The sequence below is a fragment of the Pseudomonas sp. TUM25319 genome, assembly GCF_056388475.1.
In genome coordinates, this window is the sequence record NZ_CM150751.1 from 6,506,723 (window position 1) to 6,533,512 (window position 26,790).

Annotated in this window: 26 protein-coding genes and 1 tRNA gene; 15 read left to right on the forward strand and 12 right to left on the reverse strand. The window is 64.4% G+C overall.

Annotation, left to right across the window (positions count from 1 at the left end; all coding sequences use genetic code 11):
- Window position 1: 1 nt before the first annotated feature.
- From AC05QJ_RS29545 to AC05QJ_RS29555, 3 genes are all read left to right on the forward strand, one after another.
- Window positions 2–78: transfer RNA gene (locus AC05QJ_RS29545), tRNA-Ile, on the forward strand.
- A 138-nt stretch (window positions 79–216) separates the two neighbouring features.
- Complete coding sequence (locus tag AC05QJ_RS29550) at window positions 217–825, forward strand: nucleotidyltransferase domain-containing protein (RefSeq protein ID WP_476744698.1); 609 nt, start codon at window positions 217–219, stop codon at window positions 823–825.
- Window positions 803–1,228 (forward strand): hypothetical protein, encoded by a 426-nt coding sequence (locus tag AC05QJ_RS29555; RefSeq protein WP_476744699.1) that lies wholly within the window; start codon window positions 803–805, stop codon window positions 1,226–1,228. Before AC05QJ_RS29550 ends, AC05QJ_RS29555 begins: the two co-directional genes overlap by 23 nt.
- Window positions 1,229–1,232: 4 nt before the next feature.
- Here the strand turns inward: AC05QJ_RS29555 and AC05QJ_RS29560 are convergent, their stop codons facing one another.
- Window positions 1,233–2,012, reverse strand: coding sequence for an AraC family transcriptional regulator (locus AC05QJ_RS29560; RefSeq protein ID WP_476744700.1), 780 nt, complete (start codon window positions 2,010–2,012; stop codon window positions 1,233–1,235).
- Between the two features lie 84 nt (window positions 2,013–2,096).
- Here AC05QJ_RS29560 and panB point away from each other — a divergent pair, with 84 nt between their 5' ends.
- The 11 genes from panB (at window position 2,097) to AC05QJ_RS29615 (ending at window position 13,506) form a co-directional block, all read left to right on the forward strand.
- Window positions 2,097–2,915 carry a 3-methyl-2-oxobutanoate hydroxymethyltransferase gene (gene panB / locus AC05QJ_RS29565; RefSeq protein WP_476744701.1) on the forward strand — a complete coding sequence of 273 codons (819 nt, stop codon included), beginning with the start codon at window positions 2,097–2,099 and terminating at the stop codon, window positions 2,913–2,915.
- A gap of 58 nt (window positions 2,916–2,973) precedes the next feature.
- A complete protein-coding gene (locus tag AC05QJ_RS29570) occupies window positions 2,974–3,432 on the forward strand; it encodes an Lrp/AsnC family transcriptional regulator (protein ID WP_476744702.1) in 459 nt (152 codons plus the stop codon).
- 164 nt (window positions 3,433–3,596) lie between these two features.
- Window positions 3,597–5,279 carry a flavin monoamine oxidase family protein gene (locus tag AC05QJ_RS29575; RefSeq protein ID WP_476744703.1) on the forward strand — a complete coding sequence of 561 codons (1,683 nt, stop codon included), beginning with the start codon at window positions 3,597–3,599 and terminating at the stop codon, window positions 5,277–5,279.
- 13 nt (window positions 5,280–5,292) lie between these two features.
- Window positions 5,293–6,093: a carbon-nitrogen hydrolase family protein gene (locus AC05QJ_RS29580; RefSeq protein WP_476744704.1), complete on the forward strand. Its 801-nt coding sequence runs from the start codon at window positions 5,293–5,295 to the stop codon at window positions 6,091–6,093.
- A 41-nt stretch (window positions 6,094–6,134) separates the two neighbouring features.
- Window positions 6,135–8,345: a pyrroloquinoline quinone biosynthesis protein PqqF gene (gene pqqF / locus AC05QJ_RS29585; RefSeq protein WP_476744705.1), complete on the forward strand. Its 2,211-nt coding sequence runs from the start codon at window positions 6,135–6,137 to the stop codon at window positions 8,343–8,345.
- A 161-nt stretch (window positions 8,346–8,506) separates the two neighbouring features.
- Entirely contained in the window at window positions 8,507–8,578 is a 72-nt protein-coding gene (gene pqqA, locus AC05QJ_RS29590; RefSeq protein WP_003243383.1) for a pyrroloquinoline quinone precursor peptide PqqA, read from the forward strand.
- A 68-nt stretch (window positions 8,579–8,646) separates the two neighbouring features.
- Window positions 8,647–9,558 (forward strand): pyrroloquinoline quinone biosynthesis protein PqqB, encoded by a 912-nt coding sequence (pqqB, locus tag AC05QJ_RS29595; protein WP_476744706.1) that lies wholly within the window; start codon window positions 8,647–8,649, stop codon window positions 9,556–9,558.
- 8 nt (window positions 9,559–9,566) lie between these two features.
- Window positions 9,567–10,322 (forward strand): pyrroloquinoline-quinone synthase PqqC, encoded by a 756-nt coding sequence (gene pqqC, locus AC05QJ_RS29600; protein WP_476744707.1) that lies wholly within the window; start codon window positions 9,567–9,569, stop codon window positions 10,320–10,322.
- On the forward strand, window positions 10,319–10,594 hold the full coding sequence (gene pqqD / locus AC05QJ_RS29605) for a pyrroloquinoline quinone biosynthesis peptide chaperone PqqD (protein WP_476744708.1): 276 nt from the start codon (window positions 10,319–10,321) through the stop codon (window positions 10,592–10,594). Before pqqC ends, pqqD begins: the two co-directional genes overlap by 4 nt.
- A complete protein-coding gene (pqqE, locus tag AC05QJ_RS29610) occupies window positions 10,566–11,726 on the forward strand; it encodes a pyrroloquinoline quinone biosynthesis protein PqqE (protein ID WP_476744709.1) in 1,161 nt (386 codons plus the stop codon). Before pqqD ends, pqqE begins: the two co-directional genes overlap by 29 nt.
- Window positions 11,692–13,506, forward strand: coding sequence for a S9 family peptidase (locus tag AC05QJ_RS29615; RefSeq protein ID WP_476744710.1), 1,815 nt, complete (start codon window positions 11,692–11,694; stop codon window positions 13,504–13,506). Before pqqE ends, AC05QJ_RS29615 begins: the two co-directional genes overlap by 35 nt.
- Before the next feature lie 240 nt (window positions 13,507–13,746).
- Here AC05QJ_RS29615 and AC05QJ_RS29620 read toward each other — a convergent pair whose 3' ends face one another.
- The 3 genes from AC05QJ_RS29620 to AC05QJ_RS29630 all read right to left on the reverse strand — a co-directional run bounded on the left by AC05QJ_RS29620 (window position 13,747) and on the right by AC05QJ_RS29630 (window position 16,051).
- Complete coding sequence (locus AC05QJ_RS29620; protein WP_009681539.1) at window positions 13,747–13,905, reverse strand: YqaE/Pmp3 family membrane protein; 159 nt, start codon at window positions 13,903–13,905, stop codon at window positions 13,747–13,749.
- Between the two features lie 170 nt (window positions 13,906–14,075).
- Entirely contained in the window at window positions 14,076–15,356 is a 1,281-nt protein-coding gene (locus tag AC05QJ_RS29625) for an aspartate aminotransferase family protein (protein ID WP_476744711.1), read from the reverse strand.
- Window positions 15,353–16,051 carry an MOSC domain-containing protein gene (locus tag AC05QJ_RS29630; RefSeq protein WP_476744712.1) on the reverse strand — a complete coding sequence of 233 codons (699 nt, stop codon included), beginning with the start codon at window positions 16,049–16,051 and terminating at the stop codon, window positions 15,353–15,355. The genes AC05QJ_RS29625 and AC05QJ_RS29630 overlap by 4 nt, the downstream gene beginning before the upstream one ends.
- 103 nt (window positions 16,052–16,154) lie before the next feature.
- On the opposite strand from AC05QJ_RS29630, the gene AC05QJ_RS29635 reads away from it, so the two are divergent.
- Entirely contained in the window at window positions 16,155–17,075 is a 921-nt protein-coding gene (locus AC05QJ_RS29635) for a LysR family transcriptional regulator (RefSeq protein WP_476744713.1), read from the forward strand.
- A gap of 319 nt (window positions 17,076–17,394) precedes the next feature.
- Here AC05QJ_RS29635 and AC05QJ_RS29640 read toward each other — a convergent pair whose 3' ends face one another.
- From AC05QJ_RS29640 to bioF, 8 genes are all read right to left on the reverse strand, one after another.
- Window positions 17,395–19,173: an acyl-CoA dehydrogenase C-terminal domain-containing protein gene (locus tag AC05QJ_RS29640; protein ID WP_476744714.1), complete on the reverse strand. Its 1,779-nt coding sequence runs from the start codon at window positions 19,171–19,173 to the stop codon at window positions 17,395–17,397.
- A gap of 123 nt (window positions 19,174–19,296) precedes the next feature.
- Window positions 19,297–20,580 carry a GGDEF domain-containing protein gene (locus AC05QJ_RS29645; RefSeq protein WP_476744715.1) on the reverse strand — a complete coding sequence of 428 codons (1,284 nt, stop codon included), beginning with the start codon at window positions 20,578–20,580 and terminating at the stop codon, window positions 19,297–19,299.
- Window positions 20,581–20,899: 319 nt separating this feature from the next.
- Window positions 20,900–22,705, reverse strand: a complete 1,806-nt coding sequence (locus AC05QJ_RS29650) for a phenylacyl-CoA dehydrogenase (RefSeq protein WP_476744716.1) — start codon at window positions 22,703–22,705, stop codon at window positions 20,900–20,902.
- Between the two features lie 271 nt (window positions 22,706–22,976).
- Window positions 22,977–23,273, reverse strand: a complete 297-nt coding sequence (locus AC05QJ_RS29655) for a pyrroloquinoline quinone biosynthesis protein PqqE (protein ID WP_476744717.1) — start codon at window positions 23,271–23,273, stop codon at window positions 22,977–22,979.
- 119 nt (window positions 23,274–23,392) lie between these two features.
- Window positions 23,393–24,073, reverse strand: a complete 681-nt coding sequence (gene bioD, locus AC05QJ_RS29660) for a dethiobiotin synthase (protein WP_476744718.1) — start codon at window positions 24,071–24,073, stop codon at window positions 23,393–23,395.
- Between the two features lies 1 nt (window position 24,074).
- Window positions 24,075–24,899 carry a malonyl-ACP O-methyltransferase BioC gene (gene bioC, locus AC05QJ_RS29665; RefSeq protein WP_476744719.1) on the reverse strand — a complete coding sequence of 275 codons (825 nt, stop codon included), beginning with the start codon at window positions 24,897–24,899 and terminating at the stop codon, window positions 24,075–24,077.
- On the reverse strand, window positions 24,892–25,623 hold the full coding sequence (locus AC05QJ_RS29670; protein ID WP_476744721.1) for an alpha/beta fold hydrolase: 732 nt from the start codon (window positions 25,621–25,623) through the stop codon (window positions 24,892–24,894). The genes bioC and AC05QJ_RS29670 overlap by 8 nt, the downstream gene beginning before the upstream one ends.
- A complete protein-coding gene (gene bioF / locus AC05QJ_RS29675) occupies window positions 25,616–26,788 on the reverse strand; it encodes an 8-amino-7-oxononanoate synthase (protein ID WP_476744722.1) in 1,173 nt (390 codons plus the stop codon). The genes AC05QJ_RS29670 and bioF overlap by 8 nt, the downstream gene beginning before the upstream one ends.
- Window positions 26,789–26,790 lie beyond the last annotated feature (2 nt).

Genomic DNA, 26,790 nt, shown 5'->3' on the forward strand with positions numbered 1-26,790 from the left:
GGGGCCTATAGCTCAGTCGGTTAGAGCAGAGGACTCATAATCCTTTGGTCCACGGTTCGAGTCCGTGTGGGCCCACCAGATCACACCAAAGCCGCGCAATTGCGCGGCTTTGTCGTGTCTGGATGCTGGGTTTTCACCGATCACCGCACCGCGCAGGCTTGAAGATTCCCATAATGGGATCTATCGTTCCCTTTTTAGGAACGATTGGTTTCAACCATGCTCCCGCTCAGCGATGCCCTGTTTTCCAAAACTCAGCAGAAGATTCTGGGACTGCTGTATGGCAAGCCAGATCAGAGTTTCTACACCAACGAGATCTCTCGCCAGGCGCAGGTCGGCACAGGCAGCCTGGTACGGGAATTGGATCGCCTGCAGCGTTCAGGCATCCTGACGCTGACTCGCCGAGGCAACCAGACCCATTACCAGGCCAATCCTGAATGCCCGATCTATGCGGAATTGCTCGGCATAGTGCGCAAGACCTTCGGCATCGCTGAACAGCTTCGCTCCGCCCTGGAGCCTCTCAACAAACAACTCACCCGGGCATTTATCTATGGTTCCATCGCCAAGGGCAGCGAGCATGCCAACAGTGATGTAGACCTCATGCTTATTGGCCACGATCTCGCCTATAGCGATGTCATGGAGTACCTGCTTCCCGTAGAGGACCGACTCGAACGTACGATCAATCCCACGCTCTACACGCCATCTGACTGGCAGAAAAAGAAAGAGGACGGCAATAGCTTCGTGCTTCGCGTAGAGCAACAGGAAAAAATCGAATTGATGGAAAGCCATCCAGACGAGGTCATGCATGGGAAACAGCGACAATCTTGAGAATCTCGTCCGATCCGGTGGCTTGAAAGCCGAACCTCCAGACAGGCGGGAGTGCGAGGGGCTGATGAGGTCGGCTACCGATCGGTTGCAGGATGCTCGCAATACGGCATTGTCATTTTCGAGCCGGTTCGACCTCGCCTACAATTCGGCGCACGCTTTGGCCCTGACCGCCCTGCGCTTGCAAGGCTATCGTTCGGACCGGCGCTATCTGGTGTTCCAGTGCCTGAGGCACACTCTGGATCTGGAAAAAACAACAGTTCGACTCTTCGGGTTGTGCCATGAGCGTCGGAACCTGGCCGAGTACGAGGGGTACATGCACGAGGACGAAAACCTGCTGACTGAGCTGATCGCCGAAACTGAAAGTCTTCTGCGGTTGACTCGGCAGGCGCTGGCCCGGACCTGACAGATCACGCCGACCAACGCGAGGCCCCCGGCGTCTCGCCATAATGCCGCTGAAACAAAGCAATGAACGCCGACACCGAGTCGTACCCCAGCTCATTGGCAACCGCGGTCACACTCACTCCATCGGCCAACATCGGCAACGCCGCCAGCAAACGCAGGCGCTGACGCCAGCCCTGGAACGACAACTGCGTCTGCGCCTGGAACAGTCGCACCAGCGTACGCCGCGACGCGCCGACCAGATGCGCCCAGGCCTCGATGCTGCGGTTGTCGCCCGGTTCGGCCTGCAAGGCGTCGGTGATGCGCCGCAGGCGCGGGTCGCTGGGCAGGGGCAGGCTGAAGGGCGCTTCTGACAGTTCACGGACTTCGTCCACCAGCACCTGCAGCAATCGTGCTTGCGGGCCCAGCTCGGGATAGTCGCTGGCAAAGCCGCTGGCCTTGTCGATCAGTTCGCGTACCAGCGGCGTCACCTGTAGCACCGCACACTCGCGCTGGTAGCCGTTGAGCACGGTGTCCGTCAGGTAGAGGCTGCGGAACGCCAGCGCCCTATCGCTGTAGACGGTATGGCGCACGCCAGGCGGAATCCACACCGCGCATTGCGGTGGCAGCAGGTAGCTATGGTGCTCGGTCAGCACCTGCATGATCCCGGCGCTGGCATAGGTGAACTGCACCCAGTCGTGGCTGTGCATGTCTACCCGGTAGCCTGCGGGAATATCGAACATACGGCCATGGACCGGGCGCTCCAGTCGCTCCGGCACGGCGGGTACGGATTGTCCCGTGTGCGGCATTGCTCGTCTCCTTTGCTCAAGTGAGCCACGAGGCCCGATGTTAGCCTGCGTCGCGTCTCGTTGAACAACGCAGGAGCCCGGATCATGAGTACAGCGATACCCCTCAGCCGCCTGACCATCCCCACCCTCCGCCAGCGCAAGGGCGCCGGCAGTCTGGTGGCGCTGACCGCCTACAGTCTGCCGATGGCGCGCTGGGTGGATGCCCACGCCGATGTGATCATCGTCGGCGACTCGGTGGGCATGGTGCTGTACGGCATGCCCAGCACGCTGGGCGTCACCCTCGACATGATGATCGCCCACGGCCAGGCGGTGATGCGCGGCGCACAACGCGCCTGCGTGGTAGTGGACATGCCGTTCGGCAGTTACCAGGCCTCGCCGGAGCAAGCCTTCGTGAACGCCTCGAAGGTACTGCGCGACACCGGCGCACAAGGCATCAAGCTCGAAGGCGGCGAGGAGATGGCCGAGACCGTGGCCTTTCTCACCCAGCGCGGGATTCCGGTGATGGCCCATGTCGGCCTGATGCCGCAGCAGGTCAACAGCCTGGGCGGCTTCAAGGCCCAGGGCCGGGATGAAGCCAGCGCCGCCAAGGTGCGGCGTGACGCCGTGGCGATGCAGGCGGCCGGCGCGTTCTCGATTGTGCTGGAAGGCATCGCCGAACCCCTGGCCCGCGCCCTGAGCGAAACGCTGGAGATTCCCACCATCGGCATCGGCGCCTCACCGGCCTGCGACGGGCAGGTGTTGGTGACGGAGGACCTGCTGGGCCTGTTCGGCGAATACCAACCGCGTTTCGTCAAACGCTACGCCGAACTGCACGGCGCCATCGACCAGGCGCTAGGCAACTATGCACGGGAAGTGCGCGGCGGGCAGTTTCCGCAACTGGAGCATTGTTTCAAGGCGGGTTGAGTCGGCTGTCGCCCTCTGTACACTGGGGCGATTCTGACCGTAGCACCCGAGAAACCTCATGCCCGACGCCCGCATCACCCTCGACGAAATCGACCGCCAGTTGATCGCCGCCCTGCAGATCAACGCCCGCGAAAGCGTGGCGACGCTTGCGCGGCAACTGGGTATCGCCCGCACCACGGTGACGGCGCGACTGGCGCGGCTGGAGAAGACCAAGGTCATCAGCGGCTATGGCGTGCGCCTCGGGCAACGGGTGGTCGATGGCGGCCTGCAGGCGTACGTAGGCATTACCGTGCAGCCGCGCTCCGGACGCGAGGTGGTGCGGCGCCTGAGCGCCATGGGGCAAGTGCAGCAACTGTGCGCGGTGAGCGGCGAGTTCGATTACGTAGCGTGGCTGCGCAGCGAATCGCCCGAGCAACTGGACCAGTTGCTGGACCAGATCGGCAGCCTGGACGGCGTGGAGAAGACCACCACCTCGATCATTCTCAGCAGCAAGGTGGACCGCGGGCAGCCGGTGTAAAAAACCGAATGTCACTATGCACACCAACTTCGTCATTTCGGCCAGAAAGACCACAAAACGACGACACTCTGCGTCTTAATTACGAACACCCCGCTCCCTAAAATGGACCCCAGGCAGTTTCCTATACTCAGCTGCGCACCCCGCAGCCCCTGGCAAGGTCCCTCATGAACAAGAACAACCGCCACCCCGCCGACGGCAAGAAGCCCGTCACCATCTTCGGCCCCGACTTTCCTTTCGCCTTTGATGACTGGATCGAACATCCCGCCGGCCTCGGCAGCATTCCGGCCGAGCGTCATGGCGAGGAAGTGGCGATCGTCGGTGCCGGGATCGCCGGCCTGGTGGCGGCCTACGAGTTGATGAAGCTGGGCCTCAAGCCAGTGGTCTACGAAGCGTCGAAGATGGGCGGACGCCTGCGCTCGCAAGCCTTTGCCGGCACCGACGGCATCGTCGCCGAACTGGGTGGCATGCGCTTTCCGGTGTCGTCCACCGCCTTCTATCACTACGTCGACAAACTCGGCCTCGAAACGAAACCCTTCCCCAACCCGCTGACCCCGGCCTCCGGCAGCACGGTGATCGACCTCGAAGGCCAGACCCACTACGCGGAAAAGCTCAGCGACCTGCCGGCCCTGTTCCAGGAAGTCGCCGATGCCTGGGCCGATGCCCTGGAAGACGGTGCCCGCTTCGGTGATATCCAGCAGGCCATCCGCGACCGCGACGTACCGCGTCTGAAAGCGCTGTGGAACACTCTCGTCCCGCTGTGGGACGACCGCACCTTCTACGACTTCGTTGCCACCTCCAAATCCTTCGCCAAGCTGAGCTTCCTGCACCGCGAAGTGTTCGGCCAGGTCGGTTTCGGCACCGGCGGCTGGGACTCGGACTTCCCCAACTCGATGCTGGAAATCTTCCGTGTGGTGATGACCAACTGCGACGATCACCAGCACCTGATCGTCGGCGGCGTCGAGCAGGTGCCGCTGGGCATCTGGAAACACGTACCCGAGCGCTGCGCTCACTGGCCGGCCGGCACCAGCCTCGCCTCACTGCACCGCGGCGCCCCCCGGCCCGGGGTCAAGCGCATCGCCCGCAACACCGACGGCAGCCTCGCCGTCACCGACAACTGGGGCGACACCCGCCACTACGCTGCGGTGCTCACCACCTGCCAGAGTTGGCTTTTGACCACCCAGATCGAATGCGAGGAGTCGTTGTTCTCGCAAAAGATGTGGATGGCCCTGGACCGCACCCGCTACATGCAGTCGTCGAAGACCTTCGTGATGGTCGACCGCCCGTTCTGGAAGGACAAGGACCCGGAAACCGGCCGCGACCTGATGAGCATGACCCTCACCGACCGCCTCACCCGCGGCACCTACCTGTTCGACAACGGCGACGACAAGCCGGGGGTGATCTGCCTGTCCTACTCGTGGATGAGCGATGCCCTGAAGATGCTGCCGCACCCGGTGGAAAAGCGGGTGAAGCTGGCGCTGGATGCGCTGAAGAAGATCTACCCCAACGTCGACATCGCCGGGCATATCATCGGCGACCCGATCACCGTCTCGTGGGAAGCCGACCCGTACTTCCTCGGCGCCTTCAAGGGCGCGCTGCCGGGCCATTACCGCTACAACCAGCGCATGTACGCCCACTTCATGCAGCAGGACATGCCCGCCGAACAGCGCGGCATGTTCATCGCCGGTGACGATGTATCCTGGACCCCGGCCTGGGTCGAAGGCGCGGTACAGACCTCGCTCAACGCGGTCTGGGGCATCATGAATCACTTCGGCGGCCACACCCACGCCGACAACCCCGGCCCGGGCGATGTGTTCAACGAAATCGGCCCGATCGCCCTGGCCGACTGACAGGAGATTTGCCATGCGTATCGCCCTCTACCAGGGCTCGCCACAGCCACTGGACGTTCCCGGTAACCTGGAGCGCCTGCAGCAGCAGGCGCAGGTCGCCGCCGAGCGCGGCGCCGACCTGCTGGTGTGCCCGGAGATGTTCCTCACTGGCTACAACATCGGCAGCGAAGCCGTCGCCCGCCTGGCCGAAGCCGAGGACGGCCCGTCGGCGATGCGCTTGGTGGAGATCGCCCAGGCCAACCGTATCGCCATCGTCTACGGCTACCCTGAACTGGCCGACGACGGCCGTATCTACAACAGCGTGCAACTGATCGACGCCCACGGCAGCAGCCTCGGCAACTACCGCAAGACCCACCTGTTCGGCGGACTCGACCGGGCGATGTTCAGCCCCGGCGACAACCACTTCCCGGTGGTGGAGCTCAACGGCTGGAAGGTCGGCATGCTGATCTGTTACGACATCGAGTTCCCCGAGAACGCCCGCCGCCTGGCCATGGCCGGCGCCGAGCTGATCGTGGTGCCGACGGCGAACATGGAACCCTTCGATTTCATCTGCCAGGTGACCGTGCGCTCCCGCGCCCACGAGAACCAGTGCTACCTGGTCTACGCCAACTACTGCGGTGCCGAGGGCGAGATCCGCTACTGCGGTCACAGCAGCATCATCGGCCCGGACGGCAGCATCCTCGCCATGGCCGGACGCGACACTGCGATGATATCGGCGGACCTTGAGCTGCGCCGCGTTCATGAAGGCCGCGCCAGCACGCCTTACCTGCAGGACCTGCGCAGCGAGCTGCACCGCGAGCCGCGCAACGGCTGATTTATCCGCTAGCATGACGGTTCGCGCGTTTCGGAGCCGTCATGTCCAGCACTCTCCAGCACCTCACCCTGAGCAACGGCCTGCAGGTCGAACTGCGTCATGCGCCGCACCTCAAGCGCTGCGCGGCGGCGGTGCGGGTGCATGCCGGCAGTCATGATGCGCCCGCCGACTATCCTGGCCTGGCGCATTTTCTCGAGCACCTGTTCTTCCTCGGCACCGAGCGGTTTCCGGTAGACGACGGCCTGATGCGCTTCGTCCAGCGCCACGGCGGACAGCTCAATGCGAGCACCCGCGAGCGCACCACCGAGTTCTTTTTCGAGATACCGCCTGCGGCCTTCGCCGGCGCACTGGAGCGGCTGTGCGAGATGCTCGCGCAACCGCTGTTGAGCCTGGAGCGCCAGCGGGCCGAACGCGAGGTGATCCATGCCGAATGGGTCGCCTGGTCGGGCAATGCCGAGGCGCAGCGGCAATACGCGCTACTGCGCGCCATGTCGGCGACGCACCCGCTGAGCGGCTTTCACGCCGGCAACCGCGATAGCCTGCCGATCGACGACCCACGGTTTCAGACAGCCCTGACTGGCTTTCACCAGCGGTTCTACCAGGGCGGACAGATGACCTTGAATCTGGTGGGCCCGCAATCGCTGAGCGAACTCGCACAACTGGCGCATCGTTTTGGCGGACTGTTCGCGGCCGGCGCGCGTGTCGAGACGATCACACCGCCGGGCTTGCTCGACAGCCCCCTGCACATCTCGCCCATCGAAGGCCAACTGGACCTGCTGTTCGCCCACGAGCACCTGCCGGAAAGCGCCAGCGAAGCCATCGACTACCTCGCGACCTGGATCACCGACACCCGCCCCGGCGGCCTGCCGGACGCCTTGCGCCAGCGAGACTGGCTGGAGGACTTCAGCTTCGTGCCGCTGTACTGCTTCGCCGGGCAGGCACTGCTGCATGCACGACTGAAACTGACGGCAAGCGCCGAGGCCGATGAGGCCGCAGCACTGCTGCGGGATTGGCTGGCGTTCTTCCGCGACGTCGGTCACAGCGCGCTGCTGGCCGAGTATCAGGGTCTGCAGCAGAGTCGGGAAGCCCGTGCCGGCGCCCTGGAACTGGCCCGGCGAGAGCGGCCGTTCCGTACGTTGGATCGACAGGGGCTGACGGCACTGAGAGCTCTGCTGACGAGCACCGACGAATCCCGGCATCCGTGGCATCTGCCCGAGCCGGAACCACTGCTCGCGGCCATGATTGCCGACGCCGAACCGACACCGGTGCCCGAAGGCTTGATCGTCAGTCCGATACTGCCCGCCTCACGCCAGTACGCGGCGCTGTACCTGCGCTGGCCGTTCGAGGACGCCACAGGGCATCTTCGCGATACGCTGAAACCGCTGATCGAACGCACCAGCCGTGCCGCCGTGGAACTGCAATGGACCCGCAGCGCCAGCACCTGGCAACTGCGCTGCGCCGGGGCCCCCGCCGCAGTACTGGCAGTCGCAGAGCAAGCGTTGGCCCGCCTTGCCGAGGCCAAGCCGACCGAGTCTTCAGCGGAGCCGCCGCTGATCCCGATCCGGGCCCTGATGCGGGCGTTGCCGCACCACCTCCACACGCGGTCCGCACCAGGCTGGACCGCACTCGCCACCGGCTTCGGCAGCAAGGCGCAGAACGCGCTGAACCGGCTGCTGCGCACAATGCCCGACAAACCCGTGAAACCGCCAGCGCCTGCGCCACTGTCGCGCCGATGGCTGCATGTCACCGATGCCAGTGGCGAACACGCCCTGCTGCTGTTCTGCCCGTTCGACGATGAAGCCGGCGGCCGGCTGCTGGCGCAACTGATCCAGGGGCCGTTCTACCAGCGCCTGCGCAGCGAACTGCAATTGGGTTACGCCGTCTTCAGCGCATTCCGCCAGATCGAGGGCCGCAACGGCCTGATGTTCGGCGTGCAGTCGCCCGGCGCCGACCTCGGCGAGATCCTCCAGCACCTGCGGGACTTCCTCGCCCGCCCTGCGCCGCACATCGATGCCGGCCGCGAAACACTCGCGGCACAGTTCGACGAGATGGCAATGGGCAATGCCGATGTCGCCGAATGGCGCTGGCAGGCGCATCTGGCCGGTGATGACAACCCCAGCCTCGAAGCACTGGCAACGGCGATCCTGGCGCTTGGCCAAGCCGATATCGATCGGCTCTGGCAGCAACTGGCGAGCGAGAAAAACTGGCAAGTCCTGGCCAACGGACCCGCGCCGCAGAGCGGCTGGTATTGACTGTTACGGTTTCTGCAAAAGCTTTTCTGTAAAAATATTTAACCGTTCAGTTAATTGTATTGGTTAAGATTGCGCAACCCCGAGACTTTGAACGTCCACCCCGATGGCTGGACTAAATGAGTAGCGGTACCCGATCAGACCTATCCCGAAGGAGTAATCCCATGTGGACCAAACCTGCATACACTGACCTGCGTATTGGCTTTGAAGTGACCATGTATTTCGCCAACCGCTGAGGCGGATTGCGGTACAGCGCCTCGGTCAGCCGGGGCGTTTTCATTTTCAGACGGGGCAGGAGTAGGCCATGTACGTCCAGATTCTAGGGTCCGCCGCCGGCGGTGGTTTTCCGCAGTGGAACTGCAACTGCCCCAACTGCAAGGGCTACCGCGACGGCACCCTGCGGGCCACGGCGCGCACGCAATCGTCCATCGCCCTGTCCGATGACGGCGTGCACTGGATTCTCTGCAACGCCTCGCCGGACATCCGCGCCCAACTGCAGGCCTTCGCCCCGATGCAGCCGGCCCGCGCCCTCCGCGACACCGGCATCGACGCGATCATCCTGCTGGACAGCCAGATCGACCACACCACCGGCCTGCTCAGCCTGCGCGAAGGCTGCCCGCATCAAGTGTGGTGTACCGAGATGGTCCACCAGGACCTCACCACCGGCTTCCCGGTGTTCAACATGCTGCAGCACTGGAACGGCGGCCTGGCCTGGAACCGCATCGAACTGGACGGCAGCTTCGTCATCGACGCCTGCCCCAACCTGCGCTTCAGCCCCTTCCCGCTGCGCAGTGCCGCCCCGCCCTATTCGCCGCACCGCTTCGACCCGCACCCCGGCGACAACCTCGGCCTGATGGTCGAAGACCTGAGCACCGGCGGCAAACTCTTCTACGCCCCGGGCCTGGGCAAGGTCGACGACAGCCTGCTGCAACGCATGCAGGACGCCGACTGCCTGCTGGTGGATGGCACTCTGTGGGACGACGACGAGATGCAACGCCGTGGTGTCGGCACCCGCACCGGCAGCGAGATGGGCCACCTGCCGCAGAACGGTCCGGGCGGCATGCTCCAGGTGCTGGAAGGTTTCCCCGCCCAGCGCAAGGTGCTTATCCACATCAACAACACCAACCCGATTCTCGACGAGGATTCGGCCGAGCGCGCCGAACTGCACCGCCGTGGCGTGGAAGTCGCCTTCGACGGCATGAGCATCGAGCTTTAGGAGCCGACATGAGCGACGCCAAACCGCTGTCTCCCGCCGAATTCGAACAGGCCCTGCGGGCCAAGGGCGCGTACTACCACATCCATCACCCCTACCATGTGGCGATGTATGAAGGTCGTTCAACCCGCGAACAGATCCAGGGCTGGGTCGCCAACCGCTTCTACTACCAGGTGAACATCCCGCTCAAGGACGCGGCGATCCTCGCCAACTGCCCGGACCGCGACGTGCGCCGCGAATGGCTGCAACGCATCCTCGACCACGACGGCGCCCCCGGCGAAGACGGTGGCATCGAGGCCTGGTTGCGCCTGGCCGAAGCAACCGGCCTCGACCGCGAGCAGGTGCTGTCCCAGGAACTGGTGCTGCCCGGCGTGCGCTTTGCGGTGGACGCCTACGTCAACTTCGCCCGCCGTGCCAGTTGGCAGGAAGCCGCCAGCAGTTCGCTGACCGAACTCTTCGCGCCGCAGATCCACCAGTCGCGCCTGGACGCCTGGCCGCAGCACTATCCCTGGATCGACCCGGCCGGCTACAGCTACTTCCGCAACCGCCTGAGCCAGGCGCGCCGTGATGTCGAGCACGGCCTGGCGATCACCCTGCAGCACTACACGACGGTGGAAGGCCAGCAGCGTATGCTGGAAATCCTCCAGTTCAAGCTGGACATTCTCTGGAGCATGCTCGATGCCATGAGCATGGCCTACGAACTCGACCGCCCGCCCTACCACAGCGTCACCCACGAGCGGGTCTGGCACAGAGGGATCGCCCTATGAGCTTCGACCGACACCTGACGCCGCGCTGGCGTCCCGGCTACCGCTTCCAGTACGAGCCGGCGCAGAAAGCCCATGTGCTGCTCTACCCCGAAGGCATGATCAAGCTCAACGAGAGCGCGGCGCTGATCGGCGAGCTGATCGACGGCGAGCGCGACGTGGCAGCGATCATCGCCTTGCTCGACGAGAAATTCCCCGGCGTGCCCGAGCTTCCCGAAGACATCGAGCAATTCATGGAGGTGGCCCGTGCCGAACACTGGATCACCCTTGAGTGAGCAACCCGGCAAGCCCGAGGTCGGCCTGCCGTTGTGGCTACTGGCCGAGCTGACCTACCGCTGCCCGCTGCAATGCCCGTACTGCTCCAACCCGCTGGACTTCGCCGCCCAGGGCCAGGAACTGACCACCGAACAGTGGTTCCGGGTCATGGCCGAGGCGCGGGAGATGGGTGCCGCGCAACTGGGCTTCTCCGGTGGCGAGCCGCTGGTGCGCCAGGACCTGGCCGAACTGATCGGCGAGGGTCGCCGGCTGGGCTACTACACCAACCTGATCACCTCCGGCATCGGCCTGACCGAAGACAAGATCGCCACCTTCAAGAAAGCCGGGCTGGACCATATCCAGATCAGCTTCCAGGCCAGCGACGAACAGGTGAACAATCTGCTGGCCGGCTCGAAGAAGGCCTTCGCGCAGAAGCTGGAAATGGCCCGGGCAGTGAAGGCCCAGGGCTATCCGATGGTGCTCAACTTCGTGACCCACCGGCACAACATCGACCGCATCGACCGCATCATCGAGCTGTGCATCGCCCTCGAAGCCGACTTCGTCGAACTCGCCACCTGCCAGTTCTATGGCTGGGCCCACCTCAACCGCGTCGGCCTGCTGCCGACTCAGGCGCAACTGCAACGGGCCGAGCGCATCACCAACGAATACCGCGAACGGCTCAAGGCCGACGGCAACCCGTGCAAGCTGATCTTCGTCACCCCGGACTACTACGAGGAACGCCCCAAGGCCTGCATGAACGGCTGGGGCAGCGTGTTCCTCACCGTGACCCCGGACGGCACCGCCCTGCCCTGCCACGGCGCCCGGCAACTGCCGGTGCAGTTCCCCAACGTGCGCGAGCACAGCATGCAGCACATCTGGTACGACTCCTTCGGCTTCAACCGCTATCGTGGTTATGACTGGATGCCCGAGCCGTGCCGCTCCTGCGATGAGAAAGAGCGCGACTTCGGTGGCTGTCGCTGCCAGGCATTCATGCTCACCGGCGATGCCAGCAAGGCCGATCCGGTATGCTCCAAGTCGGCGGACCACGGCATCATCCTTGCAGCCAGGGAAGAGGCCGAAACCGCCGCCCTGACCATCAAGGAGATGACTTTCCGCAATGAGCGCACCTCACGACTCATCGCCCGCAGCTGAGCGCTTCAGCGCCGCGCAGGCGGTCGCCGCCGGCACCGACTTTGCCGAACTGCAGGTCGGCCGCCATGGCCTGTTCTGGAACGAATTCCGTCCCCTCGACGGCGCCTGCCGGATCTGGCACTGGCGCGATGGCCAGGCTCATTGCCTGACACCGGACGGCTTCAGCGCCCGCAGCCGGGTCTACGAATACGGCGGCCGGTCGTTCTGCCTGAGCGATGACGGGCTGGTGTTCGTCAACGAGACCGACCAGCAGCTTTACCGGCAAGCCCTCGACGGCGGCCAGCCCCAGCCGCTGACCCACGGCGAGCGGCGGTATGGCGATCTGGTCTGGGCCGCGGGCCGGGTGCTTGCCGTTGAAGAAACCCATGATGCCGCAGGCGCCGAGCACCGCCTGGTGGCGATTGCCGACGGGCTGCGCGAGGTGCTGGTCGAAGGCGCCGACTTCTATGCATCCCCAACCCTGAGCGCTGATGGCCAGCGCCTGGCCTGGATCGAGTGGAGCCGCCCGGAGCAGCCGTGGACGACCACCCGCCTGTATGTCCGCGAGGCTGACGGCGAGGCCCGCTGCATCGCCGGCCTGGAAGGCCCCGCGCAATCACTGCAACAGCCCCGCTTCGCGGCTGATGGCCGTCTTTACTGCCTGTCCGACCTCAACGGTTTCTGGCAACCCTGGGGCGAAACCGCCAAGGGCTGGGAGCCGCTGCCCGCCGGTGCCGCCGACCACGCTGCCGCGCCCTGGCAACTGGGCGCCAGTACCTGGCAACTGACCGCAGACGGTTATCTCGCCACCTGGTTCGAGCAAGGCTTCTCCCGCCTGGGCGAATGCAGCCTCGATGGCCAGCGTATCCCGTTCAACACCCCGTACAGCCGGCTGCGCTGCCTCGATCTCGATGCGGACTGCATCTATGCCGTCGCCGCCTCGCCAACCACCACTGCCGCGGTGATCGCCATCGACCGACGGGACCACGCCGTGCAGGTGCTGGCCGGCGGCAGCGCGCCACTGCCCGCCGACAAGGTGAGCCAGCCCCGGGGCTTCAGCTACCCCAGCGCCGGCAGCGAGGCCCACGGTTTCTTCTATCCCGCCACCGAGGGCGAAGGGCCCTGGCCGCTGGTGGTGTTCATCCATGGCGGGCCGACCTCGGCCTGCTACCCGGTGCTCGACGCACGTATCCAGTACTGGGCGCAGCGTGGCTTCGCCGTGGCCGATCTCAACTACCGGGGCAGCACGGGCTATGGCCGTGCCTATCGGCAGGCATTGCATCTGCGCTGGGGCGAGGTGGACGTGGAAGATGCCTGTGCGGCGGTGGCGCATCTGGCGGGCGAAGGGCTGATCGATCCGGCGCGGGCGTTCATCCGTGGCGGCAGCGCCGGTGGCTACACCACCCTGTGTGCCCTGGCCTTCCAGGATGTGTTCCGTGCCGGCGCCAGCCTGTATGGCGTTAGCGACCCTCTGGCCCTGGCACGCGCCACGCACAAGTTCGAGGGCGATTACCTGGACTGGCTGATCGGTGATCCGATTCAGGATGCCGAACGCTACAGGGCACGGACGCCATTGCTGTATGCCGACAGGATCAAGGTCCCGGTGATCTTCTTCCAGGGCGAGCTGGACGCCGTAGTGGTGCCGGAACAGACCCGCTCGATGCTCGCGGCGCTGCAGGCCAACGGCATCGAGGCGGTGGGGCATTTCTATCCGACCGAGCGGCATGGCTTCAGGACTGCTGCAAACCTGGCCCATGCGCTGGAAGAGGAGTGGCGGTTCTACCAGAAGGTTCTGGGCTGACAGCCCATGGCGGTATGGATACAAATCCACGTGGGAGCGGCTTCAGCCGCGATTGGCCGCACAGCGGCCATAAAACCTGAACGCCGGTACTCCAGAAGCATTGCGGATTCAGGCTCTACGACGGCTGCGCCGCCGATCTCGGCTGAAGCCGCTCCCACTGGATCGCAAGTGCGACTACCCATCTAGTGACGGGCACAGAACCTGTGGGAGCCGGCGTTGCCGGCGATGAGGCCCGAACGATCACCGCTTGGCGATGATATACACCGCATGCACGATCCCCGGAATGTAGCCCAGCAGCGTCAGCAGAATGTTCAGCCAGAATGCCCCGCCGAAGCCCACCTGCAGAAACACGCCCAGCGGCGGCAGGATGATGGCGATGATGATGCGGATAAAGTCCATGAATCCTCTCCTTGAAGGGTGTGCAGTTCTGACTCCGGCCCCCACGCCGGGGTTCCACACCAGCATAGCCCTTTGCCGTTACCGCAAAAAAAACGCCCCAGACCAAAAACAACAGGTCCGGGGCGACGCGCAGGAACGCGAGACGGTTCGTTTGATTCGTTGACTGGGGCTCAGGCGCTGGCTTCGCGGCGCCGGCTCAGTTGGGCGGTCTGCACGCGGGCAAAGGCCCGGGCCAGGCGCAGCAGCATTTCATCGATATTGCCGTGGCTGACCGTCAGCGCCGGCGAGAAGCGCAGCACATGGGGACGCGGGGCGTTGAGCAGCAGGCCTTCCTGCAATGCCGCCTTTACCACCTCCGCTGCCAGCGGTTCTTTCAGTTCCAGCCCCCAAAGCAGGCCCTGACCACGGACCTCGCCTTGCCCATAGCGCCCGGCCAGCCGGCTCAGGCCGTCGCGCAGGTGCCGACCGGACGCCTGAACCTGGGCCAGGAAACCGTTTTCCAGCACGCTCTCCAGTACCGCCAGGCCCGCCGCGCTCATCAGCGCATTGCCGTGGTGGCTGCCTTCCAGCTCGCCGGCTTCAGCACAGCAGGCGGTACCTCGTGCCAGCAGCGCGGCGACCGGCACGCCACCACCGAGGCCTTTACCGAGAGTAAGAATGTCGGCGCGAACCCCGTAGGTTTCTTCCGCCAGCAATGCGCCGCAGCGGCCAATGCCGGTCTGCACTTCATCGAGGATCAGCAGAATGCCCAGCTCGCGGCACAGGCGCTCCACACCCTTCAGGTAATGCTGGGTCGCCGGAATTACCCCGGCCTCGCCCTGGATCGGCTCGAGCATGATCGCCACGGTGCGCGAGTCCACCGCCGCATGCAGCGCCGGCAGGTCGTTGAACGGCACCCGGCTGAAGCCCGGCAGGCCCGGCTCGCAGGCGTTGCACGGCAGCGGATCGGACGCCGACAGGGTGCCCAGGCTGCGACCGTGGCTGCCCTGGCTGGCGGTGATGATGTGGTAAGCACCGTTGCGATGCCGTTGGCCCCATTTGCGCGCCAGCTTGATTGCGCCCTCACAGGCCTCGGCGCCGCTGTTGAGAAGGTACGCCTGGTCGCTGCCGGTGCTCTGGCAGAGACGGTTGACCAGGGTCAGATGACCACGGTTGTGAAAGCCCGCACCGGAATTGATCAGCGCCTGGGCCTGTCCGCTCAGGGCCTGGACCAGCGCCTGGGGGCTGTGGCCGAGGCTGTTGACTGCATTGCCCTGGGTGAAGTCGAGGTACGCCCGGCCTTCGCTGTCCCACAGCCAGGAACCCTGGCCGCGCACGAAGACCTGCGACGCACGCTCGGTGGCGGGCATCAGGTACTCCCGCGACAGCGGATCGACCGGCTCGGCCAGGACGGCCGCCGGTGCCGCGTTGACAGCCGGCGCCACCTGGCGGCGGAGATTGAACAGGTTCATGCGCGCAGCCCTTCCAGCGGCAGGCCGAGCAGGCGCGAGCTCCAGTCTTCCACCTTGCCGGTGCGCAGACGCTTGATCGCGATATCGCGCCAGCGCGAGGACAGGGCCGGACAATCCACCAGCTTTTTCAAACCCGCATGCTCCAGAGGTTCACGGTAAAAAGTGTGCAGCGCCCAGGCGACGGTAAGGCCGGGGTAACTGCGCTGTATCAGTTCAAAAGGCTCGTCGGCACTGACGAAGCCAGGCTTGAGGACCCGGTAGAACCAGCCGCAGCGCCCGCTGTCCTGGGCCAGTTGCGGCAGCTCCTGCAGGCCCCAGCGGTGGCTCAGGCGATAGCACGGCGAGCGCGGCTGACTGATCTGCAACAACGCGCCGCCCCAGCGGAACAGATCGCCGAGGCAGACCTGTTCTTCGCTGACGCCGTGGGTCGAGAGGTTTTCGCCGAAAGCCGGTGCCCGCCAGTCGATCTGTGGATAACGTTTGCGCCACCAGGCGTAGTGCTCGGCCGGATAGTGGTGCAGGGCCCGTTCAGGGCCGGTATGGAAACGCGGGTCGCCGTGTTCGTCGCTTCCCAGCCCCTGCGGCCATAACCAGAGCCGCCTTGCAACCTCTTCCTTATCGATATCGGTCATCAAGCCATGACCGAGATTTTTTGCCTTGCCTATGTAAACGCCATCCACATCTACGGTGTTCATCGCGCCCTCTGGGCCTGTAAACCTTGTGAATACGGGCGTAGAGTAGGCGCGTGCGGCCGTTGCGGCCATTTCGTTTTTCGAGCTTTTTCGATAAGTAAGTCTTATGGATTTCCGCCAACTGCGTTATTTCGTCGCGGTGTATGAAGAAGGCCATGTCGGCCGCGCCGCCGAACGCCTGTCACTGTCCCAGCCGGCCCTGTCGCAACAGATCCGCCAACTGGAGCACAGCCTTGATGTAAGCCTGTTCGAGCGCGGCAACAAGCGCCTGCTGCCGACCCTCGCTGCCCATACCCTGTACAACCACGCCCTGCCCCTGCTCGACGGCCTGCAGCGGGCCCGCGATGCGCTGCGCAACTTCAAGGGCCAGGCGCTTCGAACCCTCGCCATCGGCGTGCTGCAGACGGTGCGACCGAGCCTGGTGCCGCAACTGCTCGACCGGGTACGCAAGGCGCAACCGCACCTGGTTGTGCAGATCTACGAGCTGTCGGGGATGGAGATCGAGCGGCGCCTGCTCAATGGCAGCCTGGACATCGGCATCAGTTACCTGCCGCCGCGCCAGCCGGGGCTTCACGGCCTGCTGCTGTACGAAGACGAGCTTCAGGTCGTCATCCCCAGCACCCATCCGCTGCGGGAATTCAAGAAGGTCTCGCTCAAGCAGGCCGCCGAACTTCCAATGATCCTGCTGGGCGAAGAATTCCAGGTGCGGCAGATCTGGCAGGGCCAGTTGGCCAACCTCGGCCGGCGCCCGCAGGTACAGGCGGAAATGAACAACATGGGCGGGATTCTCGACAGCCTGCCGCATACCTCACTGGCCACGGTGCTGCCAGGGCGGTCGCAGGAAGGCCTGGAAGATCCTGAGTTGCTGTGGAAGCCGTTGAGCGAGCCGCGGGTGCCGCTGAAGGTCGGGCTGGTGTTTCGCGATGCGCAGCGCCAGCAGGCGTCGGTGGAGCTGCTGCGGACGTTGCTGGAGGAGGAGATCGACCCGCGGCAGATGGGCGTGTCGCCACTGGATGTGCTCGGGTAGAGCAAGGGCAGCTGCAAGCTTTAAGCTTCAAGCGGCAAGAAGAAGCGACTCGCGCATGGCTGCACTTGCTTGCAGCTTGTGGCTTGCAACTTATAGCTCGGAAAAAGAAAACCCCGCCGAAGCGGGGTTTTACAGACTGTTTCCCTGTGACTTCCTTTTCGCCCCACCATCCTGGCAGGAATCCTTCGTCCGTCCTTGCTTGTTCATTGCGCGTCCTGCGCGACGTCCATGTGAGAAAGATTAACTGTGGATCCAATTTTCCGAAAGAGGACAAAAACCACCGCGTCATGTAAGTAAATGCTTACATGACGCAATCACCTCAGAACTGCTCGGCGTCCAGCAGGTACAGCGATTCGCTGCCGGCTTTGACCGAAGCGCACAGCGATTGCAGACGCGGCAGCAGACGGGCGAAGTAGAAGCGTGCGGTGCCCAGCTTGCTGGCGTAGAAGCTGTCTTCGCCCTGTCTGGCCAGCGCGGTGCGGGCCATCAGCGCCCACATGTAGCCGTACGCGACGTAACCGAAGGCGTGCAGGTATTCCACCGAAGCCGCACCGATCTCGTTGGGGTTGGACTTGGCGCGGTCCAGGACCCAGGCGGTCAGCGCGTCGAGATCATCCAGTGCGGCATTCAGCGGGTTGACGAATTCGGCCAGGTCGCTGCCGGCGCTGGCGGTGAAATGGCGGATCTCGTCGGCGAACAGCGTGTAGAACGCCCCGCCGCTGCCCACGACCTTGCGCCCCATCAGGTCCAGCGCCTGGATGCCGTTGGTGCCTTCGTAGATCTGGGTGATGCGCACATCGCGCACCAGTTGCTCCTGGCCCCACTCGCGGATGTAGCCATGGCCGCCGAATACCTGCTGCCCGTGTACCGCGGCTTCAAGGCCGAGGTCGGTGAGGAACGCCTTGGCCACCGGCGTCAGCAACGCCACCAGGTCTTCGCCACGCTTGCGGGCGATCGGGTCTTCGCTGTACTTGGCGGTGTCCAGTTGCATGGCCACGTAGGTGGAGAACGCGCGACCGCCTTCGTTCACCGCCTTCATGGTCAGCAGCATGCGGCGCACATCGGGGTGGACGATGATCGGGTCAGCGACCTTGTCCTTGGCCTGCGGGCCGGTCGGGCTGCGGCTTTGCAGACGGTCGCGGGCGTATTCGACGGCGTTCTGGTAGGAACGCTCGGCCGAGGCCAGGCCCTGGATACCCACGCCCAGGCGCTCATAGTTCATCATGGTGAACATGGCCGCCAGGCCTTTGTTCGGCTCACCGACGATGTAGCCGGTAGCTTCGTCGAAGTTCATCACGCAGGTCGCCGAAGCCTGGATGCCCATCTTGTGCTCGATGGAGCCGCAGTTGGCCGGGTTGCGCGCGCCAAGGCTGCCGTCGGCGTTGACCAGGAACTTCGGCACCAGGAACAGCGAGATGCCCTTCGGCCCCGCCGGGGCGTCTGGCAGCTTGGCCAGCACCAGGTGGATGATGTTCTCGGTGAGGTCGTGTTCGCCGCCGGTGATGAAGATCTTGGTGCCGCTGACCTTGTAGCTGCCATCGGCCTGCGGTTCGGCGCGGGTGCGGATGATGCCGAGGTCGGTACCGGCGTGAGGCTCGGTGAGGCACATGGAACCGGCCCAGACACCGGCGTACATGTTCGGCAGGTATTTTTCCTTCAGCTCGTCGCTGGCGTGGGCGTTGATCGACAGGCAGGCACCGGCGGTCAGCATCGGGTACAGGCCGAAGGCCAGGCTCGAGGAGTTCACCATTTCCTCGACCTGGGCCGAGATCACCTTGGGCATGCCCATGCCGCCATAGACCGGGTCGCCGCCGACGCCGACCCAGCCGCCTTCGGCGTAGGTCTTGTAGGCATCGATGAAGCCGGCCGGGGTGCGCACGTTGCCGTTGTCCCAGTGGCAGCCTTCTTCGTCGGCGGCGCGGCTCAGCGGCGCGATGGTCTTGCTGGTGACCTTGCCGGCCTCTTCCAGCACCGCCATGGCGGTGTCTTCGTCCACCACCTCGGCCAGGCCGGGCAGTTCCGCCCACAGCCGGGAAACTTCGAAGACTTCGTTGAGGACGAAGCGCATATCGCGCAGCGGCGCTTTGTAGTCAGCCATGGCAACCTCTCACACCTTGAGTCGTGGGCAGTCCTGCGGGGGACCGGTACTAAGGTCTTGGAGTGTAACCGAACAACTTTTGCGACACATAGGGTCATCTAGAGACTGAGCAGTCAGTTTCAGTCACGCCACGCGCATGGCGCCACGCCGCTCCTTCTGCCCATGGGCCATCACACAGTTACGTCCCGCGCCCTTGGCGTTGTAGAGCGCCTGGTCGGCGGACTTCAACACTTCCTCAGGCGTGCGGTGCTCGGGCTGACGCTCGCAGGCACCGATACTGATGGTCACCGAAACGGCCCCGCCGCTTGCCGTACCACGGCGCTGACGGCCTTGCTGGTCGTCCTGCGGGCGGCTTTCCTGATTGCGCAACTGGATGGCGTAGTTGGCGATCATCTCACGCACCGCTTCCAGGTGCGGAATGCACTCTTCGATGGTCTTGCCCGCAAACACCAGGGCGAACTCCTCGCCGCCGTAGCGATACGCCCGACCGCCACCGGTGACCTTCGACAGCTTGCTGGCCACCAGCCGCAAAACCTGGTCGCCGACATCGTGGCCGTGGGTGTCGTTGAATTTCTTGAAGTGATCGACGTCGGTCATCGCCAGCACGTAGTTGCGCCCCAGACGCTGCATGCGCTCGTTTAGCGCCCGGCGCCCCGGCAGACCGGTCAGCTCGTCGCGGAAGGCCATCTGGTAGGCCTCGTGGGACACCGCGGCGGCGATCATCAGCATCACCTGGCTGCACATGATGTTCAGGGTGAACGGCAGGATGAAGGTCTGCGGCAGCATCCAGAAGATGCCGATCAGGCCGATGACCTGCGCCGCGTGCAGTGGCCGCGGCTCGCGCAGGTACTGCACCACCAGCACCACGAAGGCCAGGAAGAACACCGGGTAGGACATCTGGATCAGACTCATCCACTGCCCGTGCAGCGCCGGCCAGCGGATCTCTGCCAGCCAGCCCAGCAGCGCCTGCGGGTAACTCTGCTCAAGGCCCAGCGCCACGCTGCCCACCGCCAGCAGCACGGCGAAACGCGCCACCATGTCCTGGAACAGGTGGGTGCGCTCCTGCCAGGCGCCGAACAGGGCGAACAGCATCGGCAGCAACAGGCAGACCAGGTGGAACACCACTGCGGCATCCTCGCGGACGCGGCCGTGGTCGCGGTAGAAATCGGTCTGGGTGTCGAGCAGGTAGTAGGCGATGTACACGGTGATCATCAGGAACAGCTCGCGCTGCCGGCGATACACCGCGCAGTAGGCGCCGCCCAGCAAAAGCACCAGGGTTGGCAGCACGTTGAACAGCGACGTGAAGAACACCGACAGGTCGCGCACGTAGGCGGCCGCGAGCCCCGATAGCAGGAGCACGATGCCCGGAAGGAAGTGACTGGCTTTTACAGCGGAAAAACGAAACAAGAGAACTCTCCGATCCAGCAGATCGATAATGTCATTGTGCCTCTACTGTATCGGCAATGCACAGGAATAGATAAATTTTTGGCGTCAATTTATTTAGCGGCACCGATAGTCGGGAGCTTGAGTTTCGTTTTGGGGGGAGCTTCAAGTTGCAAGCTTCAAGCTGCAAGAAAGAGCGTTCGGCGGTGTGAGGTGGCTTTGCGCTGAATCCGGACCAAAAAAAACGCCTGCCGATGAGGGCAGGCGTTTTTCTGGGGCAAAGCCGCAAACTTCATGCGCTCGCGGCGCTCTTTCTTGCGGCTTGCCGCTTACAACTCGCAGCTCAGTAGGACAGGCCGAAGTGCTCTTCGTCCATCGCCATCAGGTTGTTGGCGCCCGACAGCATGGTGGCAACGTGAGTGCGGGTGCGCGGCAGGATGCGCTGGAAGTAGAAGCGCGCAGTCTGCAGCTTGGCGGTGTAGAAGGCTTCTTCGCTGGTGCCGGCAGCCAGTTTCTCGGCAGCCAGGCGGGCGATGTCGGCCCAGAAGTACGCCAGGCACGCATAACCGGAGTACATCAGGTAATCCACCGAGGCGGCACCCACTTCCTCGCGGTCTTTCATGGCGGCCATGCCGACCTTCATGGTCAGTTCGCCCCACTCTTTGTTCAGCGCGGCCAGCGGCGTGACGAATTCGTTCAGCGCTTCGTTGCCTTCCTGCGCCTGGCAGAACTTGTGGACAATCTTGGTGAAGCTCTTCAGCGCTTCGCCCTGGGTCATCAGCACTTTACGGCCCAGCAGGTCCAGCGCCTGGATGCCGGTGGTGCCTTCGTACAGCATGGAGATACGGCTGTCGCGAACGTTCTGCTCCATGCCCCACTCGGCGATGAAGCCGTGGCCACCGTAGATCTGCACACCGTGGTTGGCGGCTTCGAAGCCGACTTCGGTCATGAAGGCCTTGGCGATCGGGGTCATGAAGGCCAGCAGGGCATCGGCCTTCTTCTTCTCTTCTTCGTCCTGGCTGTACTTGACGATGTCCACTTGCTTGGCGGTGAAGTAGACCATGGCGCGGTTGCCTTCGGCGAAGGCCTTCATGGTCAGCAGCATGCGGCGCACGTCCGGGTGGACGATGATCGGGTCGGCAGCCTTGTCCGGCGCTTTCGGGCCGGTCAGCGAGCGCATTTGCAGGCGGTCGCGAGCGTATTTCAGGCCACCCTGGAACGCCACTTCAGCGTGGGCCAGGCCTTGCAGCGCGGTACCCAGGCGAGCAGTGTTCATGAAGGTGAACATGCAGTTCAGGCCTTTGTTGGCCGGGCCGATCAGGTAGCCGGTCGCTGCGTCGAAGTTCATCACGCAGGTGGCGTTGCCATGGATGCCCATCTTGTGCTCGATGGAGCCACAGGAAACGGCATTGCGCTCGCCGATGGCACCGTCGGCGGTCGGCAGGAATTTCGGCACGATGAACAGCGAGATGCCTTTGGTGCCGGCCGGTGCGTCGGGCAGGCGGGCCAGGACGATGTGGACGATGTTGTCGGCCATGTCGTGTTCACCGGCAGAGATGAAGATCTTGGTGCCGGTGACTTTGTAGGAACCGTCGGCCTGAGGTTCGGCCTTGGTGCGCAGCATGCCCAGGTCAGTGCCGCAGTGTGGCTCGGTCAGGCACATGGTGCCGGTCCACTCGCCGGACACCAGCTTGGTCAGGTAGGTGTGCTGCTGTTCGGCGGTGCCATGGGCGGACAGGGTGTTCATCGCTCCGTGGGACAGGCCCGGGTACATGCCCCAGGACCAGTTCGACTCGCCGACCATTTCACTGATCGCCAGCCCCAGCGACTCCGGCAGGCCCTGGCCGCCGTGATCGACGTCATGGGCCAGGCTCGGCCAGCCACCTTCGACGAACTGCTGGTAAGCCGCCTTGAAACCGGTCGGGGTCTTCACGCCCGACTCGCTCCAGGTGCAGCCTTCCAGGTCACCGACGCGGTTCAGCGGGGCCAGTACCTGTTCACAGAACTTGGCGCCTTCCTCGAGGATGGCATCGACCATGTCTGGCGTGGCGTCCTGGCAACCCGGCAGGCTCTGATAGTGCGCTTCATAGCCGAGCAGTTCATCACGGACGAAACGAATATCACGCAAGGGGGCTTTGTATTCAGGCATAGCGATGAACCTCTGCTGATGAATCCTGGTTGGGTAAGTGACCGCGACACACCGACCAGCTCTTGGCGGCTTTGGGTCAAACAGTTGTTTGAAACTTACGTTTAAGCCGAAAACTTGTCAAGCACCCCACCGATGGCGTTTCCGTCATCGTCCGTTTGCAGGAAAACGCTGAAGAAAGTGTAGAAAACACGCGGCCGAACGCCCGGCCAGATGGCCAAGGCGCTGAGGAATAAGGGGATTGGGAAGACGGTGACGCCTGAGGTATCGCGCCTCAGGCGTAGGTGTCGATCAGCGTGCCTAGCATTTCGTCCGATGCTTTGGCCACTTTGACACCGAGTTCGACCTGATGCTTGCCCATGGCCTGCTCGACGGTGTTGGTGGCCAGGTCCATCTGCTGGCTGCGATCGACCGAACGCAGGCGCTCGGCCTGATAGTCGCTGGACTGACTGGTGGCGGCACGTTCAACGGTGTTGCTGGCGATCTGGCTGGCGGCCTGATCGACGCGCTGCTGACCGGCCTGAATGGCGCCCAGGCCGGCATAGAATGCGGAACTGCCCGAGATTTCCATGTCATTGGCTCCAGAAAAGCTGAACGAATAAGTGGCAATACAGTGGCCTATTGAACCAGACCAGGGCGCAAAAGGCCCTTGAAAAAGCTCAATGGCACCGGGCCATCTGATAGACAGGGTCAGTCAAGCAGGTCGATCTGCAGGTGCTCCGCCACCGCTTCGGCCGTTGCAGGCTTGAGCCTCGGCACCCGCCCCAGGCAAGGCGCGGGCAGTCGTTCGGCAAGGCTGGCGAGGTTTTCTTCCAGCCGCGAAGTACGCGAATCGACGATATTGGCGACCCAGCCCGCAAGCTGCAGGCCGTCCCGGGCGATTGCCTCGGCGCTGAGCAGGGCGTGGTTGATACAGCCCAGGCGGACGCCCACCACCAGGATCACCGGCAGCTTCAACGCCATGGCCAGGTCAGACAGGTTGGCATGGTGCGACAACGGCACGCGCCAGCCGCCAGCACCTTCGATCAGGGTGAAATCGGCCTGTTGCGCGAGCACCGCGCGCATTGGCCCGAGCAGGCCCTGCACACTGAGATCGACGCCTGCTTCACGGGCCGCCAGATGCGGAGCAATGGCCGGTTCGAAAGCAAAGGGATTGATGCGCTCATACGGCAGTTTCACGGTGCTTTGCGCCATCAACGCCAGCGCATCGCTGTTGCGCAGGCCCTTGGTCGTGACCTCGCAGCCCGAGGCCACCGGCTTGGCGCCGAGGGTGCTGAGGCCCGCCAGTTGCGCGGCGTGCAGCAGGCCGGCGGCGACAGTGGTCTTGCCGACATCGGTGTCGGTTCCAGCGATGAAGTAGGCCGCGGTCATCTTACTCCCCTTGTGTCAGCGGCTTGTGCAGTACCCCGTAGACCACCTGGTAGGTGGCGGGCAGGCCTTCTGGCTGGCGGAACTGCTCGTACGCCCGCAGCAGACCTTGCATCCGTTCCCGTCCGGTCAATCCGGTGGGCCGGCCGGGATTGAGGTTGTGCGCGCCCAGAGCTTTCAACTCATGGGTCAGGTTGCGCACATCAGGGTAGTGCAACACATGGGGTTGTGCATGCAGATCGAGTACGTCCAGGCCGCTTTCGCGGCACAGCCGCTGGTAATCCTGGAAGCTGCGGAAGCGGTTGACATGCACCAGCCCATCGACGGCCTCCCAACTGGCGCGCAATTCATGCAGGGTACCGACGCACAGGCTGGAAAACGCCAGCACACCGCCAGGCTGCAGCACACGCCGCGCCTCGCTCAGCACCGCACGAAAATCCGCACACCACTGTACCGCCAGGCTGGAGAACACCAGATCGGCGCAGGCGTCGCGCAGCGGCAGGCGCTCGGCATCGCCGGCCACATGAAACTGCGCGCCGCCGGCCTCGCGGGCGTGGCGCAGCATGCCCTCGGCAATGTCCACGGCAACGCCCAGCCCCTGTGGGTAACGCCCTTGCAACTGGCGGCTGAAATGCCCGGTGCCGCTGCCCAGATCGACCCAGCAGCGCGGCTTCAGGGCTTCCGGCAACAGCGCCTGCAAATGCCCGCCCACCGCACGCTGTAATTCGGCAACGCTGTCGTAGCTGGCCGCCGCCCGGGAGAAGGAAGCCGCCACCTGGCGCTTGTCAGGCAGTGCGCCGGGCAGGCCCGGCAGGGATAGATCAGTCATCGCCACTCTCGTGCAGGAAATGCTTGATGGCCGCAGCCAGCTCTTGCGGGAATTCGAGGATGAAGGCGTGAGAGGCACTTTCCACCAATCCCACTTCTATATCCGGCAGCAATTCGCACAGCACCCTGGCCGCCTGGGCGGGCACCAGTTCGTCGGCACCGGCGAACAGGTGCAACTGCGGGCCGCCGTATTGCTCGAGCGCCGCGCGGGTGTCCAGTCGGCCCAGAACGTCCAGGCCCTTGACCAGCAACACCGGGTCGGTGTCCGGCAGGCCGACGCCAAGCCGGCGCATCAGGTTGCGGGGCTCTTGCGCGCCCTCGCTGCACAGCGATCTGAAACGCTTGAGGGTCACAGCCGGATGACTGCGGCAGCCATCGACGAAGGTTTCGAAGGTGTCCACCGGCATGCCATCGGGCCAGTCGGGACGGGCGACGAAGCTGAGGTTGCTGGCCAGGGTCAACAGGCCGCAGCAGCGATCGCCGCGCCGGGCCGCCAATTCGGCAGCGAGCATGCCGCCCAGCGACCAGCCGCCGAGCCAGGTGTCCCTGGGCAGGCGTCGGTCCAGTTCGTCGAGCCAGGCTTGCGGGTCGGAGTCGACCACCTCCGGCAATTCCACCAACTCGACCCGAAGGCCCGGATCCAGAGCCCGCAAACTGGCCGCCAACGGCTCCAGCGCGGCACTGCCCAGGCCCCAGCCCGGCAGCAGAATCAGATGGTTACGCATCGACAGGCTCCAACAGCGGATAGCACTCGGCCAATGCATTCAACAATAGCTGGACCTGCGCGGCGCTGTGGGCGGCCGTCAGGGTCACCCGCAGACGGGCGCTGCCGGCGGGCACGGTGGGCGGACGGATTGCCGTCACCATCAGCCCGCGCTCGCGCAGCATCTGCGAAAGCCTGAGGGCACGCCCGGCATCGCCGATCAGGATCGGCTGGATCGGCGTGAAGCTGTCCATCAGTTGCAGGCCGATCTGTTCGGCGCCGCCGCGGAACTGGGCGATCAACGCTGCCAGATGCTCGCGCCGCCAGTGTTCGTCACGCAGCAGGGTCAGGCTTTTCAGGGTGGCGCAGGCCAGTGCCGGTGGCTGGCTGGTGGTGTAGATATAAGGACGGGCGAACTGCACCAGGCACTCGATCAGGTCTTCGCTGCCGGCGACAAAGGCGCCCGCAGTGCCGAATGCCTTGCCCAGGGTGCCCACCAGTACCGGCAGTTCCTCCAGACTCAGGCCGAAGTGCTCGGCGACGCCGCCGCCCTTGCGGCCCAGGGTGCCGAAACCATGAGCGTCGTCCACCATCAGCCAGGCGCCCTTCTCGCGGGCGCGGCTGGCCAGTTCCGGCAGCTCGGCGAGATCGCCATCCATGCTGAACACACCGTCGGTGACCACCAGGGTATTGCCTTCGGCCTTGTCCAGACGCTTGTCGAGACTGTCGCCATCGTTGTGCAGGTAGCGGTTGAAACGCGCGCCGCTGAGCAGGCCGGCGTCCAGCAGCGAGGCGTGGTTGAGGCGGTCCTGCAACACCGTATCGCCCTGCCCGACCAGCGCGGTGATCGTGCCTAGGTTGGCCATGTAGCCGGTGGTGAACAGCAACGCCCGGGGCCGGCCGGTGAATTCGGCCAGGGCCTCTTCCAGTTCGTGATGCGGCGCGCTGTGGCCAACCACCAGATGCGAGGCGCCACCGCCCACGCCCCAGCGCTCGGCACCGGCGCGCCAGGCGGCGATCACCTCGGGATGATTGGCCAGGCCCAGGTAGTCGTTGCTGCAAAAGGCCAATAGCGGCTGACCGTCCACCACCACCTGCGGCCCCTGCGGGCTCTGCAGCAGCGGACGCTGGCGATACAGGTCAGCGGCGCGCCGCTGTTCGAGGCGCGCACGGAGATCGAAGCTCATGC